This window comes from Moheibacter sediminis, assembly GCF_900176425.1.
Lineage (GTDB): Bacteria > Bacteroidota > Bacteroidia > Flavobacteriales > Weeksellaceae > Moheibacter > Moheibacter sediminis.
This window is the reverse complement of the sequence record NZ_FWXS01000005.1, coordinates 208,767-227,548: the sequence shown is the minus strand read 5'-3', so window position 1 is coordinate 227,548 and position 18,782 is coordinate 208,767. Positions and strand designations below refer to the sequence as shown.

Genomic DNA, 18,782 nt, shown 5'->3' with positions numbered 1-18,782 from the left:
TACAAAGGATTGTCATAATTAAATGAAGATTCCTCAGACTTGTTAGCGTTAGCTTGTCTTTCAGCATCCATTCTTGCAACTTCAGCTTTTGCTTTTGCAGCAGCTTCCGCACGCTCAATAGATTCTTTGTCAGCAACAACCTCAAAATCAAAATCAACTTCAACTTCTCTGTGGAAACGGATTTTAGCAGAGTTTTTTCCGATTCTTTTGATAGTATTTCCAGGGATTTTGATGTTTTTCTTTTCGATTTCAACACCTGCTTTGTTCAAAGCGTCTGCCAAATCTCCGTTGTTTACAGAACCAAATAATTTATCTCCCGCACCTACTTTAGCTTCGATTTTAACTTCCAAACCAGTCAATTTTGCTGATTTTTCAGTAGCTGTTGCGATTAGAGCTGCTTCATCTGCTTTACGTGTTTCTAAAGTTTTGTTCAATTCTTCTCTCTGTTTTGCAGTTGCAATAACAGCTTTTCCTTGAGGAATCAAGAAGTTACGAGCGAATCCAGGTTTTACAGAAACGATTTCAAATTCAAAACCTAAATTTTCTACATCTTGTTTTAATATAATGTCCATTTTATTTCTCTTTTAGGTTTTTTATTATTTTAACTGGTCACCTATAAACGGCATCAAAGCTAAGTGACGAGCACGTTTGATAGCTGTTGAAACTTTACGCTGGTATTTCAAAGAAGTTCCTGTGTATCTTCTTGGAAGAATTTTCCCTTGTTCGTTTACGAATTGCAATAAGAAATCTGGATCTTTATAATCAACGTATTTGATTCCGTATTTTTTAAAACGACAGAATTTTTTAGTCGTTTGTGTCTGTATATCTAATTGTGATAAATAACGAATTTCGCTTTCACCACCTTCTGCTGCTTTTTTTGCTAAGTCATCTATAGCCATATCTCTAAATTTTTAAGCGTTAGATTTTTGTGATTTTAATTTTGTTCTGCGTTTTTCAGCCCAGTCAACACCGTGCTTATCTAACTTTACAGTAAGGTAACGAAGCATGCGCTCGTCGCGTTTGTACATCAATTCCAAACCTGCAACCAAATCATGGTTTTCAGTTTTGAATTCTGTTAAATGGTAAAAACCATTTCTTTTGTTCTGAATTGAGTAAGCTAATTTTTTCAAGCCCCAATTCTCTTTGGTTACGATTTCCGCGTTGTTTTCTTTTAGGAAATCTTCTACTTTTTTAACTGCTTCCTCCACCTGAGCATCAGATAGAACGGGAGTCAAAATGAAAACAGTTTCGTAATGAGTCATTTATATAATTTTTAATTTGGGTTGCAAATGTAGTGTTTATACATCTTTTTACCTAATTAAATTTGAAAAAATTATTTATGACCTGCCTGAATGAGCATTAATTTATCAAATATGGTTCTGGTTGTGGCTTTCCCGGCATCTCCTGTATGGAAGATAAACATTCCGGTTTCTACATTGAGGAATAATTTTTCAGTTCCGTCATTGATACTGAACCATTTCAACAAACCATTTACAAGATTTTCACCTTCCCATAAAATTTTTGAATTCAAAATATCAAATTCATGATAATATCCTTTTGTGCTTTTGAAAATAGCTTTCGTTCCAACAATATAAAATACGCCGCTGCCTTCAAATGCTTTTAATTTCAGAAATTGCCCTTGGACACTCGCTCTGTTGTATCGTACGAAAGAATGAAATTCAGCTGCGGAAGGAAGTTCTTTAAGTAATTTATTTTGTTTGGATTTACGGCTGCGTGCAGCGACAAATGCAATGAGTAGAATTCCTCCAATCAGAATGATAAACATTCCGAAAAAGAACACGAGACCTATGATTTCACTTGACATAATATAGAAGTTTTTTGAAAATCAAATTTACAAATTTCATACCTAAATTTTTGTACATTTGATAGAGTTAATCCTAACCTTATTATGAGAAATAAAAGTACCGGTTTTTACCTTAGACTGTTGATTGCAGCAGGAATCGTAATTTTTTCCCTGGTTAAATTTTATTCATCTTCTGAAATGAATGAAATTACGGGCGAAAAACAATACATCAGTTTAAACAAACAAGAAGAAATTGCACTCGGCATGAACAGTGCGCCACAAATGGCGGCTGAGTTTGGAGGCTTGAGCAAAAATGCACAAATCAGAAATTTAGTGGATTCTATTGGAAATGATATCGTCAAAAAAAGCGCTGCCGGAAAATCCGGTTATCCGTTTGATTTTCATGTCTTGGCGGATCAGAGAACCGTAAATGCTTTCGCACTGCCGGGCGGGCAAATATTTATCACAGAAGCTCTTTTGGCAAGACTTGAAAATATCGACCAGCTTGCCGGCGTTTTGGGACATGAAGTGGGACACGTAATTGCAAGACACAGCGCGCAACAAATGGCAAAACAAGAATTGTCACAAGGAATTGCCGGCGCAGCAGGTGTTGCAGGTGGTGATGCCAATTCTGCTTATTATGCGCAAGTCGTTGCCAATATGGTCAATATGAAATATGGCCGTGAAGATGAACTGGAAAGTGACGATTTGGGTGTGCGTTTTATGATCGAAGCGGGCTACAATCCGGAAGCATTGATTGGTGTGATGGACATTTTGGAAGCAGCTTCTGGCGGAAGCAATGTTCCTGAATTTCAAAGGACGCATCCGGCGCCGGAAAACAGAAGACAACAAATCAAGGAAGCAATTGAGAAGTACAAAAAATGATTCTAAAGTTTTAATTTCTAAATAAATGACATCTAAATTTCGGGAACCTTTTGAATATAATTTTCACTTCAATCAGGAATTAGTTCTTTTGTTTGAAAAAGACTTAGCCTTAGTTCCTGAGAAAAGTCTGAAATTGATGAATCATATTTTAAATGCACATCAGGTTTGGAATTCCAGAATCCTGAATCAAATTCCTTTTCTCCCATGGCAGATGAATGAATTTTCGAATTTAAATCCAATTAACGAAACCAATTTCACAAATACCAAAATCATCTTACAAGGATTTGACCTGAACCAAACTATTTTATACCAAAACACAAAAGGTGAAAAATTTGAAAATAAAATAGAAGATATTCTATTTCATATAATTAATCATTCGACTTATCATCGGGGACAAATCGCTTTGCTGTTCCGGGAAAGTGGAATAGAGCCTCTGATTTCAGATTATATTATTTATAAAAGAAATTAAATTTTTCTTTTTCGATTTCACTACTGACATACTGCTGTCACTTTCTCATTTTAATTTTGTATCAGAAATAATATTTAACTCAAAAACAAAAAATTATGAGCAACACAAGACCGATCATTTCACAAGAAGAATTATTGGAAAGCTGGCAGGGCCACAGAAGACTGACAAGAAGAGTCATCGAAACTTTTCCTGAAAAAGAATTGTTTGAATTTTCCGTTGGCGGAATGCGCCCGTTTTCTGAAATGGTCAAAGAATTTTTGGCAATAGCCGTTCCGGGATTAACTCAAATCGTAAATGACAATAATGTTGAATTTGACGAAACACGAAGTGAATGGAAAAACAAGCAGGATTTACTCAATGCCTGGGACAAACAAACGGAAGAAATCAACACTCTATGGAGTCAAATTTCTCCGGAAAGATTTCACGAAGAAGTGAATTTGTTCGGACAATATAAATTTCCGGCAATTCAAAACATTCAGTATTTCATTGACAACGAAATCCACCATCGCGGACAAGGTTTCGTTTATCTGAGAGCTTTAGGGATAGAACCGCCTTTCTTTTGGGAGAGATAAAATTATTTTAAATTTTGAATGAAAAATTAACTTTGACAAAGTTTTGAACTTTGTCAAAGTTTTTTCATTTAATTTATCTAATCCATAAAAAATGAAATAACTATTTAGAAATTAAACTGTATTTTTATAGACTCTATAATAATTCTTATGAAAAGGGATATAGTTGATTATATGAAAGGGGAAACTAAAAAAATTGCCTTTGTATTTAGTTGTCCGGGTCAAGAAGAGCAAAAATCTAAAAAATTGGTTAATGGAAAAACGGGAGAAAATCTTGATTTATTAATCGAAAAAAATGAGGACAAGGTATTGTCAAAAATATTTGATAAAGAAGAAATTAATAATTGGAAAAAATACAAACATAAAAATCCTAAAGGGTTGAGATATTTCTTTAGAATAACAAATGCAAGTAATTTTGTTCATTACAAAATTTGGAATGGCAGAACTGAAGCAAAGACTTCTGAAATAAAAAATGTTGATAACATTGATAGATTAATTGGAGAATTATATGATATTGAAGATGCTATAATTTGTTTTGGAAAAAAAGCAAAAGAAGCATTGAATCATATTCAAAAGTTTAAGAGTGATAAATTGAATCATAATGTAAGAATTGTATACCTGAGACATTTAGGGCTACAATCTTTAAATCAGATTAAAGAAGTTAGTACAACAGAAGAAAGACTTAAAGTTGTAGCAGACGATTTTATTAGACAAATGGAAAATTAATTTCAAAAAACTATATATAATCTATTTTTAATCAATATTTTCTGTTAAAGTTTTATCTTCTCTTATTCCGCATAGCTTTCAGATGCGTTAAACTGATATCACCTTTTAATTTCTGATATTCGGGAGAATCCAGATTGTAGAGTGCCATTCTCCCATTTTCGTCAAAGTGAATTCCCCAACCGTAGCGTTTTCCTAAAGGCGAAGCTCTGAGACAGGCTTGTCCTTTTGAGAAAAATTTTTCCTTTTCTTTCTGATTGGGTGATAAGTTATTTCGTAACACATAAATATTAAACAAAACTTCATCTGAAGTATATTTATACGGATTATGGGAAATCATTTCGAATTGGAGTAAAGCAACGGATTTGTTATCTCCTTTTTGCTGGGGAATTTCCGATTCAAAAACGGGGCAGTCTTCTGAAACTTCTATAAATGTATTGTAGTAATTGGTGGTATGCATTTTCAGGAATTTAACTTGTTTTCCAAATTTATCAAAAGCTCTTTGACCTGAAATTTTAAATCTTCGGGTTCGATGATTTCTGCATAATCACCAAACATCATGTACCATCTAGGAAATCCGTTTTGGAGAGAATGTGTTTCGAAAGTCATTTCTACTTTGTCGCCGAGAATCTTTTCTGAAACAAATCCATAATATTTACGGTCTGAACTGAGGTATTTTGATATTTTACGGTCAATCAAAATTCTGATTTTTACTTTTTCGGATTGATTTTCTTTGGTTAAATAAAAATCCAAATCCTTGTGTTGAAGCTCAAAAGCATTATTTGTTCGTTGAATATTTTGAATTCTATCTGTACGAAACTGTCTGTAATCTTTTCGCAAATGACAATATCCCAAAATATACCAATGATTGTTTTCATGGAAAATACCAACCGGTTCGAGAATTCTTTTCACTGGATTTTCCGCTTCTAAAGATTGGTAAAGAACAATAATTTGCTGCTTTTCGGCAATACTCTCAAAAAGGATTTCGAGGACATCAGGTATTTTATGATTGAATAAATCCTGTGCGGGCGAAATTTGAATTTTAGATTCGATGGCTTCGATCCAGTCTTTTTGCGAGCCTCGCAAAACAGATTTAATTTTGAACATTGCAGACTGGAAATGATTTCCGAGATTTTTATCTGTAAATTTCTGCATGAGTTTTTCTGCCGCGACGAAACTTCCTGCTTCTTCCTGCGTAAACATAACGGGGGGCAAACGATAGCCATCGACGAGCGAATACCCCACTCCTGCTTCACTATAGATAGGAACACCAGATGCTTCTAACGTGCGAATGTCCCGGTAAATGGTGCGCAGACTGACATCGAAACGGTCAGCCATTTCCTGCGCTTTAACAATTTTTTTGGATTGCAGCTGAATCAAAATGGAAACAATCCTGTCGAAACGTTTGGGTGATTCGTCTTGGTACATTCTGGAAATTACATTTTCCCAAAGATAATCTTTCAAAACGGAAATCAAATCTCTGATTTTGGTTTTGCCATCAATAAATAAAAATTGAAATCGGTGTTGGCAGCGTTTGTAATATCCAGATTTCGCCCCATTGTTACAATTTGTCCGCGGTGATAAGCGGTGTGCGTCACAATCTGTTGAATCAATTCGTAACGAGGCTGATGTGAAGTAAACCAAGGCGTGATGATTTCCATTTTTTCCTGCAGTTCAAATTCGTCCAATTGGCAAACGAAATCATTTAATTCGTTCGAATTCTGAATTAATTTTTCAAATAATTCATCGGTTGAATATTCCTTTTCGGTAAAATCATACGATTTTCCCTGAATCATTTTGAACCAAAAATCCTGAACCTGATAAATGTGTTTTACAGTATCATAAATGGTTTCGTAACTGGAAGGAATCTTTGCTGTTAATTTTTGAGCGGGATGAGCTTTAAGAGAATCAATCATTGACTGATTTGCCCAAAGCTGATAATGAATCTGGTCTTCGATTAAAGTTTGAAATGCAGACTTTTGAATTGGTTTTGTACTTTTCATAATCATTAGTTTTAACATTTATATAATTTTATGATGTAAAACTAAAATCTGAAAATGACAACAGTATGTCAGGAGGATTTATTGCTCAGAAAAATATTCTAAATTAAGCGGATCATTCTCTGCATTTTCTACAGAAAAATCTCCGATTTTGGTTCTTCTTAATTCGGTCAGATAGGCTCCTGAATTTAATGCTTTACCAAAATCATGCGCAAGTGAACGAATATAAGTTCCTTTGCCGCAATGCACTTCAAACTCTAAAAAAGGCATTTCAATTTTAGTAATTTTGAAATCGTAAATAGAAATTTGTCTTGGTTTTAATTCAACTTCTTTGCCGGCGCGAGCCAATTCGTACAATCTTTTTCCATCTATTTTTATAGCTGAATGTGCGGGAGGAAATTGATCGATGTCGCCGATGAACTGTTTCGTGGCTTCGTGAATTAATTCTTCAGAAATATGCTCAATGGCAAAAGTTTCATTTTCATCAGATTCAGTATCGTAAGTCGGTGTAGTCACTCCTAGTTTAAAAGTTCCGGTATAAACTTTTGATTCAGCCTGAATTTCATCAATTCTTTTGGTAAATTTTCCGGTACACAAAATCAGCAAACCTGTAGCTTTCGGATCGAGCGTCCCCGCATGACCGACCTTTATTTTCTTTAGATTATATGATTTTTTAATGTTCCAACGTACTTTGTTGACAACATCAAATGAAGTCCAATCTAACGGTTTATCAATCAGGAAAACTTTTCCTTCCTGAATTTCTTCAACATTAATCATTTGCTGAAACCTGAATGGAAGTGATTTCTGTTGAATCTGTCGATTCTACTTTTGGATTGTTCCAGAAATAAATTAACAAAAGTATTCCAATGATGATTCTGTACCAGCCCCAAACTTTGAATCCGAATTTCGTCAAAATTGATATGAAAAATTTAACCGCAATCATCGCTACGATGAATGCAACCACGTTTCCAATCAGAAAAAGCATGATGTGCTGATTGTCCTGCAAAATCATTTCGTAACCTTTCATTTCATTTACAGTTCCTTTGCCCCAAGTTTTTACAAAAACGGAGTAAACGGTAACTGCAAGCATCGTCGGAACGGCTAGGAAAAATGAAAATTCCGCTGCAGCTTTTCTGCTCAAACCTTGTGTCATTCCACCAATGATCGATGCTGCAGAACGGCTTGTACCCGGCATCATTGCCAGACATTGGAAAAATCCAATAGTAATAGCAGTTTTGAAAGTGATTTCTTTTTCGTCTTCTATTTTTGGATTTTTGAACCATTTGTCTACGAAAATCAAAATAATTCCGCCCAAAACCAAAACCGAAGAAATTGCAATTTGGTTTCCTAGAACGGCTTCGATTTTGTCATCTAACAAATATCCTAAAGCCAATGCCGGAATTACTGCGAATCCTAATTTGAGGTAAAAATTAAAATTAGAAAAATCAAAAAATTTCTTCCAATACAAAGCTACAATCGAAAGAATTGCTCCAAACTGAATAGAAACCTGAAACATCTTTAAAAATTCAGAGTTTTCCATTCCCATTAAATTCGCTACAAATCCCATATGAGCAGTTGAGGAAATGGGTAAATATTCGGTAAGTCCTTCAATGATTGCAATGATAATCGCTTCGAGTGTATTCATTTAAGATTTTTAAAATTTTAAGTTCAAAGTTTTATTGATGAACTTGAAAACAATTTATTTTGTTGATTTTTCCGGATTGAGCATAATAGCGTAAACTTCAATCGCAAATCCAACTAAAATTAAAAAAGGGGCTAAACGGATTCTTCTCCAAGAAAAAATTCCATCGTTCCAATAATTGGTATCGAAAGTTCCGTCAGGGCGTGTGTTGGCATCCTGCCCCATCATCAACAGAAATCCTACCAAGATGAAAGCCAGTCCGATTCCCATGAACATATAATTTTTCTTTCCAAAAAGAAGTGAAAAACGGGAATTGTCTATTTTAATTTTTGACATTGATTTATTATTTAAAATTGAGACTTCAAAAATTAGAAATCAAATTGAATTTTATGGTTAATGCAGAGTTAATATAACTGATCGGTTCTCAATCGTAAATACCTCCAAGTTGAAATGCCGGTACTGATGAGCGCAATTACGATTCCTACAATGAATATAGCCCCGATTAGTAAGTAATAATCGTCGTTCCAAAATGGCAATAAAACCATGGAAGAAAAATAATACCACAATCCACCCAAAGCCAAAACTGCTATCAATGCGCCAAAAAATCCAAGTACTGCACTTTGCACCAAAAATGGCTGAATGATGAATCTTCTCCTCGCTCCTACCAACTGCATAGTCTTGATGCTAAAACGTTTGGCATAAATTCGGAGTCGAATAGAATTGTTGATTAAAACCATTACGATAACTAAGAAAATTGCTGCCAAAACCATTAACCAGAAAGTAATTCGATCGATATTATTGTAAACTGTCGTCATCAATTCATCATCGTTAACTACTTCATTTACAATTGGATTTGCTGAAATGATTTGCTTGATACTATCTACTTGTTTTGGATTTACATAGTCTGGATTCAAAGTAATCTGAACGGATGCCGGGAAAATATTAGCTTCAAAAATTGCATTGTCATCGATGCCTAATTCTTGTTTGGCAATTTCAGAGGCTTTGTCTTTTGAAATGTATTCTGTACTTTTTACAAAAACGTGTTTGATTTTCAAAGAATCGATAAATGTCTGCTGTCGAGCAAGTTCTGTATCTTGTTCTCTCGGATCGTATTCATCATTAAAAAATGCTTCGAGTTTCAACTGCTCTTTGATGTAAGCTGCATAACTCTGTGCATTGATGACAATCAATCCGAAAAGTCCCAATAAAAAAAGTACCAGCGCAATGCTGATAACAACTGTGATGTTGGAAGATCGAAGTCGTCCCTGGTTAAATTTATCGCTCGATTTTGACATTCAAACTTAATTTTGGGCTAAGGTATAAAAAAACTTTTTTTGATAGGATTATGTTAAAAGATTTAGGGAAAGTTTATGAAATAATTTTAATTAAAAAAACAAAAGCGGTCAAATAAATTTTCCGCTTTTCTAATATACTTTAAAATCAATTCTTAGGCTGCGTCACGCAACGCTTTGATTTTATCATGAGAAGTTCTCATCGATGATTTTTGCTGGTAAATCAAATCTTTTGTTTTGGTCATAATATTTTCATCATCTAATGCTGTCTTATATGCTTTTTGAGCAGCATCTTCACCAGCTTCACAATTGCTTAGAATGGTTTTTCTATCACCACCCGTGAACAGTGCTTTTACATCCATCCACGCTCTGTAAAGGGCTCCTGAAGCCGTTGTTCCGTCAGCAGTTTCTCCTCCATACTCAGTAACCAATTGCTGTAATTCTCTTTTATAACCATTACTTTCACTGACCATACCGGTAAATAACGCTTTCAAATCCGTGTCCTGACCATCCGGTAGTTCATTGATTGCACGTTGATATCCTTCAATTCTGTCGTTGTTGATTTTAATGAGGTCATTCAGTGCCTCAATACAAGCTTTGTGTTCCATCTTTTTCGTTTTTAAGTTATTAAAAAATATTTAGGCTTAGCTTCATATAATAAAATTTCAAATAGCATACCAAAGGAGGTTATTAATGATTTAATCAGGAAGTGGAATGTTTTTACAACAATTAAAAAATAGTCACAAATTCACCTGGAAAAATTTTTATTTTAGAAATCATTACCTTCGCAGCATGAGCGTAAAAGCCAAAAAACATTTAGGTCAGCACTTTCTCCTTGACGAATCCGTGGCGAAAGACATCGTTGATGCACTCACTTGGAAAGGCTACAATCAGGTTTTAGAAATCGGTCCGGGAATGGGTGTTTTGACTAAATATTTGATTCACGAAAAGAAAAATATTTCCGTTGTGGAAATTGATAGTGAATCAGTTGAATATTTACAAGCAAATTATTTAAACCTAAAAATTTACGGTGAAGATTTCCTGCGAATGAATTTAAAGGAGAAATTCAACAACGAACAGATTACTGTACTAGGCAATTTTCCTTATAACATTTCCACCCAAATTGTTTTTAAAATTATTGAAGACAGAACGCAGGTTCCCGAAATGGTTGGAATGTTCCAAAAAGAAGTTGCGGAACGCATCTGCGCAAAACACGGCTCTAAAGTTTACGGAATCACATCTGTACTCGCTCAGGCTTACTATGAAACAGAATATCTGTTTACCGTTGATGAACACGTTTTTTCGCCGCCCCCTAAAGTAAAATCAGGCGTGATGCGCATGAAAAGAATCAAAACTGAATTGGAAGTAGATGAAAGACTATTTTTCAATATCGTAAAAACTGCATTTAACCAAAGAAGAAAAACACTCAGAAACGCACTCAAAAGTTTAAACATTTCTCAACACTCTATTGATGAGAATTTGCTTAACTTGCGTCCCGAACAGCTGTCTGTACAGCAATTCATAGAATTAACAGGTAAAATAAGTGGATGAGCATCGAAATCAACAAAGATTTTCTTTCGGCACTAGCCGACTGCATCCGTGAGCAAAATTCTAAATCTGCTCATGAGATGCTGGTTGACTTGCACCCTGCTGACATAGCGGAGTTTTTCCCACAATTAGAGCTGGAAGAACAATCTTATCTGATTTCACTACTGGATAATGAAGTTTCGGCTGCGGTCATGCTGGAACTTGAAGAAGACGACCGTAAAAAGTTACTCCGACTCCTTTCTCCAAAAGAAATTGCTGAAGATTTAATCACCGAAATGGACACGGACGATGCTGTGGATGTAATCAGTGAATTATCTGAGGCAAAAAAAGATGAAGTTATTGCACAGCTCGAGGATAAAGAACATGCGCAAGACATTGTTGATTTGCTTCGTTATGATGAAGACACCGCGGGTGGTTTGATGCGCAAGGAATTTGTCAAAGTTAATAAGAACTGGAACGTAATCACAGCCGTGCGTGAAATGCGTAGGCAGGCTGAGGACTTAGAAGAAGTTTATTCCATTTATGTTGTGAATGATGACAATGAGCTTTTAGGAACTTTAAGTTTAAAGAAATTATTGACTACCTCTTCCAGCACTAAATTGGAAGAACTTTATAATAAAAATGTTCACTACGTAAAAGCAGGTGCCAACGACGAAGATGTGGCCAAAATTATTCAGAAATATGACTTGATGGAAATTCCTGTAGTAGATGAACTGATGCGCCTTCAAGGAATTATAACTGTTGATGACATCATAGATGTGATGCGTGAAGAAGCTGAGGAAGATTATCAGTTGGCAGCGGGTATCACCCGAAATGTTGATGCAGATGACAGTATCTGGACTTTGACCAAAGCACGTTTGCCTTGGTTGTTGATCGGAATGTTTGGCGGACTCTGCGCTGCTAGCATTATCAATGGTTTTACGGTTGTTTTGGAAAAATACAAAGTGCTTTTACTTTTCGTTCCACTCATACAGTCTACGGCTGGAAATGTCGGCATCCAATCTTCCGCAATCATCGTACAGGGACTTGCCAACGGAACAATCAAAGGCGAAGTTTGGAAACTGCTTTGGAAAGAATTTTTACTAGGCTTATTAAACGGATTGGGTATCGCAATCATTGTGCTTTTTTTTAGTCATTTTTGGTTTGGGACGCCTTATCTTGTTTCGGCTACCATTTGTGTGGCTTTGGTTACTGTGATTATCATCGCTGCAACTATCGGAACATTTATACCACTCTTTTTGAGCAAACGCGGGTTAGATCCTGCGGTTTCTACAGGACCATTCATCACTACAAGCAATGACATTTTTGGAGTATTTATTTACTTTATGATTGCCAAAATGTTGTTGGGGTTTTAATAAAAATCCTTAAATCTATTTTTGTAAATAGTAACTACTGTATATTTTTCTCTTTTAAAATTTCCTCAAAATTCTCTTCATCATAACCTTTATTTAATTTTCTAATGCCAGTAATAACGAGTTCTTATAATATTTAATTTCTATTATTCAAAATTGCGTTCACTATCTCTTTTCATTCTATAACAACGTATCCAATTTAGAATCAATACGCCTTATCTCCCATATAATTTCCTGGAGGACTATAATTTGCTACGACTATGGTTTCTCCTTTTGAACATTTCGCAGAAGCCATTCCAACATGAGTGGTGCTTTTCCATACCATTTGTGAATAATGTCCGGTTTCATACCAAGCATTTCCTTTGAGCGGTACATTTTTAAAATCTTTTTTCTCACTGTACCATGCACGTACAGCATCTGATGGTGTTGATTCGCTGCCACGGGAAGTCCAATATAAGTTTTCTCCAGTCTCGGAACTTTCGCTGTGCTTCATGTTGCAACCGTTTTGCGCAAGATAATCAGCCCATTGCTGAGCAATTTGAGAAAGTTCAACCGACCAGGTAAGCAAAGGAACACCTACTTCTGCACGTGCTTCATTATGAACATCAAGTGCTTCCTGGGCTTGTTTTGGGGTCAATTCAGAGCCTATATCGGACAATTTGGTATTGGGTTGGTTCGTGTGATTCGATTCTTGTTTAGCTTTTGTGAAATTGGAAACCATAAAAAGCTGATTGCTGCCACCTTTTGTACAAACGTTATTTATTTCCTGAAAGAAACCTTCGATGCTGATGCTTCCGTTTTCAGGAGTTTTATTGAGGAAAACAACCAGTAAATTTTCGCCTTCATTTGTAATGAAATAATGAGTGGGATAATTGAGACATTCTTCAGAGTCCATATAATTCTGCTCACGGCTGTTGTCAATTTTTCCTGTAAATTTTTCTTTTTGGATAAAATGAAAATCTGCCGCTTTTGAAATTTCAATTTGAATTAAAAAAATAACAATGAATAGTAAGAGATGGTCTGTTTTCATAGATTTATATTGTTTTAATTAAATTCTACCTTGTTCTTTGAGTTTCCAATAACGAAGCAACCCAGCGACTGACATCCAGCTTGGGTTTGCGTATTCATATTTCTGGACATTCTCTTGTGAAACGCCAGCGTTTAGTAATTGTTGTTTTGTATATTCCATAAATTTAGGTGTAATTTCATCTGGAGAAGCCTGTACATCGAAATGCGGTTTCATCCAATTTGCCCAATCATCGAGGATTAATTCTAATTCTTTAAAATGTTTTTGAGGATTATCAATTCTTCCAAAATGGGTTAAATAAATAAATTCAGGGTTTATTTCTTTCATTTTTTGAATAGAAGATTTCCACAAATCGATATTGATGTCCGGCGGTGGACATGGCGGAACAACTGGCCCGTTTTCTATCTTCACTCCTGCTGCATCCCCAGTAAACATCACATTTCCCAATTGATAAGCATTGTGGTGAATGGCATGCCCAGGAGTATACCAAGCTTTGAAACTTGAATTTCCAATTTGAATTTCGTCTCCGTCATCTACGCCCACCAAAAGATTTTCATCAATCGGCTCCATCTTTCCCCACAATCTGCCCATATCGTCCCCGTAAATCATGGCTGCTGAATTCCAAAGTTTTTCAGGATTTTGCAAATGCGGCAAGCCGATGGGATGAACATACACTCTGGTTCCGTTTTGTGCTAATTTCCAAGCAGCTCCCGCATGGTCAAAATGAATGTGTGAAAGAAAAAGATGTTTAATTTCTTTCCAGTCAAATCCTATTTTTTCAATTTCTTGAACTAAATAATTAAAAGTCGTTTCAGGTCCTGACTCTATCAAAACTAGCCCATCTGAAGTTTCAATTAAAAAAGAAGCGATTGCTGAATTTTCCTGAAGAAAATGTAAATCGAGTGTGTGAATTTTATATTGCATTTTTTGATCAAATGAATGTACAAGATATAAATTTTTGATGGAATTAAATGTTTGGATTTTTCTAAACCTAAATTTTTAATAGCTTTGGAAACCTATTGATAGAATATGTTTGGTAATTTTCTGTTTCACAGAATTGATAATTCACAAATCATAGCATTCAGAATATTTTTTGGATTGCTGATGGTTGCAGAATGTTGGGGCGCAATTGCAACAGGCTGGGTCAAAGAAACCTTTGTCGAACCCACCATTACATTTACATTCATTGGTTTTGAATGGACTAATTTTCTATTGGGCACACCGATGTATTATATCTTTGGATTCCTGGGATTGATAGGATTACTCATTTGTCTGGGTGCATTTTACAGAATTTCTACTGTGATATTTGCATTAGGCTGGTCATTGGTTTATTTTATGCAAAAGGAACATTACAACAACCATTATTACCTTGTGATGCTGATTGCCTGGTTCATGGTATTCATTCCCGCAAACCGCTACAGAGCTGTAGATGTTTGGATTTGGCCACAAATTCGTTCGACTTATACATTTTACTGGACGAGATTATTGTTCATTTTACAATTATTGATTGTTTATACATACGCCGCTGTTGCAAAACTTTATCCGGGCTGGATGAATGGAGATTTCCTAATGGCTCGTTACATGGGATTTGGAAGATGGGCAGATAAACATATACAATGGGATCCGCTGACGCAATTTGTGCAAACAAGAGAATTTGCACAAATATTCTCTTGGTTAGGATTTGGATTTGACTTAATTATCATTCCAGCGTTGTTATGGAAAAAAACAAGAGTGATTGCTTTTTTCTCAGCGTTGTTTTTCCATTTGTTTAATTCGGTGACGCTGCACATCGGGATTTTCCCATATTTCGCGCTGGCATTGGCAGTATTTTGTTTCCCGCCGGAAACCATCAGAAAAATATTTTTTCCAAAAAAATCTACTTTTTTACCGGGTTCAAACGAATTTGGTCCAAGACATAAAAACCAAACCGTTTTCACCGTTATTTTCTTTATTTATATTTCATGGCAGATTTATCTTCCTCTGAGACATTGGCAAATTCCGGGTGATGTACTCTGGACGGAAGAAGGGCATAGACTTTCATGGCGAATGATGCTCAGAACAAAATCTGCAACGACTTATTTTTATGTGGTTGACAAATCAAATGGAAAAAGAGAAACTGTCAATCTGAATGATTACTTAACGCATTTACAGCGAAGTCGAATTACAGGAAAACCCGATATGATGTGGCAGTTTGCACAATATTTGAGAAAGGAATATGCAAAAAAAGGGAAAGAAATTGAAGTCTATACCAAAGCCCGAATTTCCATCAATGGCGGACCTTACTTCGAATATACAGACGAAAAGGCCGATTTGGCAAATACCAAATGGAATTATTTTGGACATCAGGAATGGTTGCGTCAGGCACCAGCTGATTATACGAAAGTTGCTGAAAAAGAAAAACTTCCAAATCGAAATTGATCTGGAAGTTTCTGTATTATTTAAACTTAAAATCTTAAGCTTCTTTGTGACGTGTTTCTTTGATACGTGCTTTTTTACCTCTAAGGTCTCTGAAGTAATAGATTCTCGCGCGTCTAACTTTACCTTTTTTGTTCATTTCTATTTTTTGAATCGCAGGTAAATTAACCGGGAAAATTCTTTCTACACCTACCTCACCGCTCATTTTACGGATGGTAAATGTTTCAGTAGTTCCTTGTCCTTTGCGTTGGATTACAACACCTTTGAAAAACTGAGTACGTGTCTTTGCACCCTCGGTAATTTCATAATAAACTGTGATTGTGTCACCTGCAGAAAAGGCAGGGAAATCTTTTTTTGCTACAAATTTGTCTTGTACGTATTTTACGATACTTTCCATCTTTTGGAATTTAATGAATTAACAATGAAAAACATACACGGATCTCGTCAGAGGTTTTACAATGGTGCGCAAAATTAAAAATAATTCCTAATCCTGCAAAGTATTTTTATAAATATTTAATGCTTTTAAAAACTGATCCTGTTCTACTTGCAATCGAAATCCCTCCAAAACTGTCGGGCCAAATGAATAATTGACATAAGGATTCGCGATATGAGCACGAATTCCCTCTTCCATCAAACGGTTTTTTACCACTTCCGCTGTCCAAAGATTGGAGAAAGTTTCAAGTGTTACGAATTTGAGATTTTCATGTTCTTTTTTCACTTGAACAATTTACTCAAATTAAACTTCCTCAGCAACTTTTTTCTTTGGTGCAAATCTGGAAAACATTTTCTTTTCAAATGCCCAGAAAAATTTAAACTGTCCAAAAATAGTTCCCACTACAAGCAAAATCACATTGTAAATCGGGAAAATCAGAATCAATCTCAAAATCGTGAACAACCACGTCGGCATGATTTCATCATTGAGTCCGAACCATTCAACAAAAGGTTTTGAAACCCAAGCTGACGCGGAACCTGTAATAGAAAAGACAATCAAGATCAAAATCAATTGAAAATTGCTTTCAATCTGCCAATGTTTTTTTAGTTTTTCAAACACTTCTTTTATTATTTTGAATGTTGTATGCTAAATTTTAAATGAAATTAATTCATATAAAATTCAACATTAAAAATTTATAATATTCTTAAACGTTGCTCCCAATCAAGCCTTTCACCAATTTAACAACGGTTGGCATAGCTGTATTGGCAGCATTTAAAACTTCTTCGTGTGAAACCGGAATTGCAATTTCGGGTCCACCCAAATCGGTAATCACAGAAATACAGAAAACGCGAACGCCCATGTGTCGAGCCACAATCACTTCTGGAACAGTACTCATTCCCACACAATCTGCGCCTAATTTTCTTACCATTCCATATTCTGAAGGTGTTTCAAAAGTTGGTCCTTGCAATCCCATGTAAATTCCTTCTTTCACTTCAATTCCGTTTTCATTTCCGAAATTGATCACGAATTCACGCATTTTTTTATCATATGGTTCAGACATGTCAACAAAACGAGGTCCTAATTCGTCAATGTTCTTTCCGCGCAACGGATGCTCAGGCATCATATTAATATGGTCTTTGATGACAACCGCATCCCCTACTTCATAATCAGCATTTACACCGCCACTCGCATTTGAAAGCAATAATTTTTCGATTCCCAATCCTTTGAAAACGCGCATCGGGAAAGTCACTTCCTGCATATTGTAACCTTCGTAATAGTGAAATCTTCCGGCCATCATCAATACAGGTTTGCCTTCAATTTTTCCGAAAATCAATTTCCCTTTGTGACCTACAACGGTAGATTTCGGGAAATGCGGAATGTCAGTATAATCGATGACAACTTTGTCCTGAACTTCATCCTGAAGTTTTCCCAATCCTGAACCTAATACAATGGCATATTCAGGTGTTTCTGTCAAAAATGGTTTTATGTATTCAACGGCTTGTGTGATTTTTTCTAACATAATTTAAAATGGTTTCTCTGAATGAAGCTTCGTCATTCAATTCTACTTGAATCGGTAAATAAAATAAATTTTCTATCAATGAGCGTTCATCTTTCAGACGCATATAGTCTTTTTCTGTTGTAACTATCATCTTGTGAGTGGATTTGATTTTCTCAAATTCAGCATCAATTTTCTGTACATCTGAACTTGAAAAATTGTGGTGATCGGGGAATTCTATGTGTTGAACGGATTTGAATTTTGATTTGGTATAATCAGCCAAAATTTTAGATTTTGCGATTCCCGTTACCAAAACCACATCATAATCTTTCCACTCATCCGAATCAATATTGTATCGATGGTGCAAAACCGCATTTGAATAAATAATCTTAGAAAAGAAAATTTTCTGATAAGACTTTGGTTTTATTTTCGACAGCAATTCATCTCTTTGTTTCACCGTAAATGCATCGGGACATTTTGTAATCACAATCACATCTGCGCGTCTGGCAGCAGATCTAGGCTCACGTAAATTTCCGCCCGGTAATAAAAAATCTGATGTATAAGGCTCGTTAAAATCAGTCAATAAAATCGAAAATCCGGGTTTTACTTGTCGGTGCTGAAATCCATCGTCCATCAAAATCACTTCAGATTTAAAATTGTTGATCAAATGATTGATACCGATAATTCTGTTTTCTGAAACCGCAACTACAATTTTATTTTTGAAACGGTTGAAAAACTGCAAAGGTTCGTCGCCGATGTCATATACTTTGGAACTGTAATTTGCGATTTTGAGTCCGGATGTTTTTCTGCCATAACCACGGCTGAGCATCGCAGTTTGAAATTCATCTTTCAGAATATCAGCCACGTGCATCACGTGTGGAGATTTTCCGGTGCCACCCACCGATAAATTTCCAATACAAATCACTGGAGTTTTAAACTTTTTAGACCTGAAAAGCCCAGTTTTATAGGACAAATTTCTAAAAGTAACTCCAATCCAAAAAATTCCCGAAAAAGGAAGTAAAATTCTACGCCAATTCATATTTTTAAACGAAGTGCAAATTTAATTACTTTCATTTATGTATGTAGGGTCGAGAGATAATTTTATCAACGATTTTTGTAAATTAAAAT

General features: G+C 35.4%; 25 protein-coding genes and 1 pseudogene. 7 read left to right on the top strand and 19 right to left on the bottom strand.

The window, feature by feature from the left end; genetic code table 11:
• Positions 1–74 precede the first annotated feature (74 nt).
• The 4 genes and pseudogenes from rplI to B8977_RS09280 form a co-directional block, all read right to left on the bottom strand.
• Positions 75–572 (bottom strand): annotated as a pseudogene (rplI, locus tag B8977_RS09295) (50S ribosomal protein L9); the annotation flags it as partial.
• Between the two features lie 24 nt (positions 573–596).
• Positions 597–899 carry a 30S ribosomal protein S18 gene (rpsR, locus tag B8977_RS09290; protein ID WP_084017432.1) on the bottom strand — a complete coding sequence of 101 codons (303 nt, stop codon included), beginning with the start codon at positions 897–899 and terminating at the stop codon, positions 597–599.
• A gap of 12 nt (positions 900–911) precedes the next feature.
• Complete coding sequence (gene rpsF, locus B8977_RS09285; protein WP_084017431.1) at positions 912–1,262, bottom strand: 30S ribosomal protein S6; 351 nt, start codon at positions 1,260–1,262, stop codon at positions 912–914.
• A 71-nt stretch (positions 1,263–1,333) separates the two neighbouring features.
• Complete coding sequence (locus B8977_RS09280; protein WP_084017430.1) at positions 1,334–1,825, bottom strand: hypothetical protein; 492 nt, start codon at positions 1,823–1,825, stop codon at positions 1,334–1,336.
• A gap of 84 nt (positions 1,826–1,909) precedes the next feature.
• Between B8977_RS09280 and B8977_RS09275 the strand changes: the two genes are divergently transcribed.
• The 4 genes from B8977_RS09275 (at position 1,910) to B8977_RS09260 (ending at position 4,453) form a co-directional block, all read left to right on the top strand.
• On the top strand, positions 1,910–2,689 hold the full coding sequence (locus B8977_RS09275; RefSeq protein ID WP_084017429.1) for a M48 family metalloprotease: 780 nt from the start codon (positions 1,910–1,912) through the stop codon (positions 2,687–2,689).
• Between the two features lie 25 nt (positions 2,690–2,714).
• Entirely contained in the window at positions 2,715–3,158 is a 444-nt protein-coding gene (locus B8977_RS09270) for a DinB family protein (RefSeq protein ID WP_084017428.1), read from the top strand.
• Positions 3,159–3,253: 95 nt separating this feature from the next.
• Complete coding sequence (locus B8977_RS09265; protein ID WP_084017427.1) at positions 3,254–3,730, top strand: DinB family protein; 477 nt, start codon at positions 3,254–3,256, stop codon at positions 3,728–3,730.
• A gap of 147 nt (positions 3,731–3,877) precedes the next feature.
• The gene (locus B8977_RS09260; protein WP_084017426.1) at positions 3,878–4,453 is read left to right on the top strand and encodes a hypothetical protein; all 576 of its coding nucleotides are present in this window, start codon (positions 3,878–3,880) and stop codon (positions 4,451–4,453) included.
• A 52-nt stretch (positions 4,454–4,505) separates the two neighbouring features.
• Here the strand turns inward: B8977_RS09260 and B8977_RS09255 are convergent, their stop codons facing one another.
• The 8 genes from B8977_RS09255 to B8977_RS09220 all read right to left on the bottom strand — a co-directional run bounded on the left by B8977_RS09255 (position 4,506) and on the right by B8977_RS09220 (position 9,992).
• Positions 4,506–4,910, bottom strand: coding sequence for a DUF6157 family protein (locus B8977_RS09255; protein WP_084017425.1), 405 nt, complete (start codon positions 4,908–4,910; stop codon positions 4,506–4,508).
• A gap of 2 nt (positions 4,911–4,912) precedes the next feature.
• Positions 4,913–5,878, bottom strand: coding sequence for a helix-turn-helix transcriptional regulator (locus B8977_RS09250; protein WP_084017493.1), 966 nt, complete (start codon positions 5,876–5,878; stop codon positions 4,913–4,915).
• A gap of 44 nt (positions 5,879–5,922) precedes the next feature.
• Positions 5,923–6,453, bottom strand: coding sequence for a DinB family protein (locus tag B8977_RS09245; protein ID WP_159447477.1), 531 nt, complete (start codon positions 6,451–6,453; stop codon positions 5,923–5,925).
• Positions 6,454–6,531: 78 nt separating this feature from the next.
• Positions 6,532–7,227 (bottom strand): tRNA pseudouridine(55) synthase TruB, encoded by a 696-nt coding sequence (truB, locus tag B8977_RS09240; protein ID WP_084017423.1) that lies wholly within the window; start codon positions 7,225–7,227, stop codon positions 6,532–6,534.
• Entirely contained in the window at positions 7,220–8,095 is an 876-nt protein-coding gene (locus tag B8977_RS09235; RefSeq protein WP_084017422.1) for an undecaprenyl-diphosphate phosphatase, read from the bottom strand. The genes truB and B8977_RS09235 overlap by 8 nt, the downstream gene beginning before the upstream one ends.
• A 54-nt stretch (positions 8,096–8,149) precedes the next feature.
• Positions 8,150–8,428: a DUF3098 domain-containing protein gene (locus B8977_RS09230; RefSeq protein ID WP_084017421.1), complete on the bottom strand. Its 279-nt coding sequence runs from the start codon at positions 8,426–8,428 to the stop codon at positions 8,150–8,152.
• A gap of 68 nt (positions 8,429–8,496) precedes the next feature.
• Complete coding sequence (locus B8977_RS09225; protein WP_084017420.1) at positions 8,497–9,387, bottom strand: cell division protein FtsX; 891 nt, start codon at positions 9,385–9,387, stop codon at positions 8,497–8,499.
• Between the two features lie 152 nt (positions 9,388–9,539).
• Positions 9,540–9,992 (bottom strand): PA2169 family four-helix-bundle protein, encoded by a 453-nt coding sequence (locus B8977_RS09220; protein ID WP_084017419.1) that lies wholly within the window; start codon positions 9,990–9,992, stop codon positions 9,540–9,542.
• Between the two features lie 184 nt (positions 9,993–10,176).
• On the opposite strand from B8977_RS09220, the gene rsmA reads away from it, so the two are divergent.
• Both rsmA and mgtE read left to right on the top strand, forming a co-directional pair.
• A complete protein-coding gene (rsmA, locus tag B8977_RS09215; protein ID WP_084017492.1) occupies positions 10,177–10,935 on the top strand; it encodes a 16S rRNA (adenine(1518)-N(6)/adenine(1519)-N(6))-dimethyltransferase RsmA in 759 nt (252 codons plus the stop codon).
• Positions 10,932–12,287 (top strand): magnesium transporter, encoded by a 1,356-nt coding sequence (gene mgtE, locus B8977_RS09210; RefSeq protein WP_084017418.1) that lies wholly within the window; start codon positions 10,932–10,934, stop codon positions 12,285–12,287. The genes rsmA and mgtE overlap by 4 nt, the downstream gene beginning before the upstream one ends.
• A 202-nt stretch (positions 12,288–12,489) precedes the next feature.
• Here the strand turns inward: mgtE and B8977_RS09205 are convergent, their stop codons facing one another.
• Together B8977_RS09205 and B8977_RS09200 are read right to left on the bottom strand one after the other, a co-directional pair.
• Entirely contained in the window at positions 12,490–13,314 is an 825-nt protein-coding gene (locus tag B8977_RS09205; RefSeq protein WP_084017417.1) for a CAP family protein, read from the bottom strand.
• 18 nt (positions 13,315–13,332) lie between these two features.
• Complete coding sequence (locus B8977_RS09200) at positions 13,333–14,235, bottom strand: MBL fold metallo-hydrolase (RefSeq protein WP_084017416.1); 903 nt, start codon at positions 14,233–14,235, stop codon at positions 13,333–13,335.
• Positions 14,236–14,340: 105 nt separating this feature from the next.
• On the opposite strand from B8977_RS09200, the gene B8977_RS09195 reads away from it, so the two are divergent.
• Complete coding sequence (locus tag B8977_RS09195) at positions 14,341–15,729, top strand: HTTM domain-containing protein (RefSeq protein WP_084017415.1); 1,389 nt, start codon at positions 14,341–14,343, stop codon at positions 15,727–15,729.
• A 34-nt stretch (positions 15,730–15,763) separates the two neighbouring features.
• On the opposite strand, the gene rplS is transcribed toward B8977_RS09195, so the two are convergent.
• The 5 genes from rplS to lpxK all read right to left on the bottom strand — a co-directional run bounded on the left by rplS (position 15,764) and on the right by lpxK (position 18,693).
• Positions 15,764–16,123 carry a 50S ribosomal protein L19 gene (gene rplS, locus B8977_RS09190; RefSeq protein ID WP_084017414.1) on the bottom strand — a complete coding sequence of 120 codons (360 nt, stop codon included), beginning with the start codon at positions 16,121–16,123 and terminating at the stop codon, positions 15,764–15,766.
• A gap of 87 nt (positions 16,124–16,210) precedes the next feature.
• Positions 16,211–16,444, bottom strand: coding sequence for a putative signal transducing protein (locus B8977_RS09185; protein ID WP_084017413.1), 234 nt, complete (start codon positions 16,442–16,444; stop codon positions 16,211–16,213).
• 18 nt (positions 16,445–16,462) lie between these two features.
• Positions 16,463–16,777 (bottom strand): DUF6787 family protein, encoded by a 315-nt coding sequence (locus tag B8977_RS09180; protein ID WP_084017412.1) that lies wholly within the window; start codon positions 16,775–16,777, stop codon positions 16,463–16,465.
• An 85-nt stretch (positions 16,778–16,862) separates the two neighbouring features.
• Complete coding sequence (locus tag B8977_RS09175; RefSeq protein WP_084017411.1) at positions 16,863–17,678, bottom strand: purine-nucleoside phosphorylase; 816 nt, start codon at positions 17,676–17,678, stop codon at positions 16,863–16,865.
• The gene (gene lpxK, locus B8977_RS09170; RefSeq protein WP_084017410.1) at positions 17,650–18,693 is read right to left on the bottom strand and encodes a tetraacyldisaccharide 4'-kinase; all 1,044 of its coding nucleotides are present in this window, start codon (positions 18,691–18,693) and stop codon (positions 17,650–17,652) included. Before lpxK ends, B8977_RS09175 begins: the two co-directional genes overlap by 29 nt.
• Between the last annotated feature and the right edge of the window lie 89 nt (positions 18,694–18,782).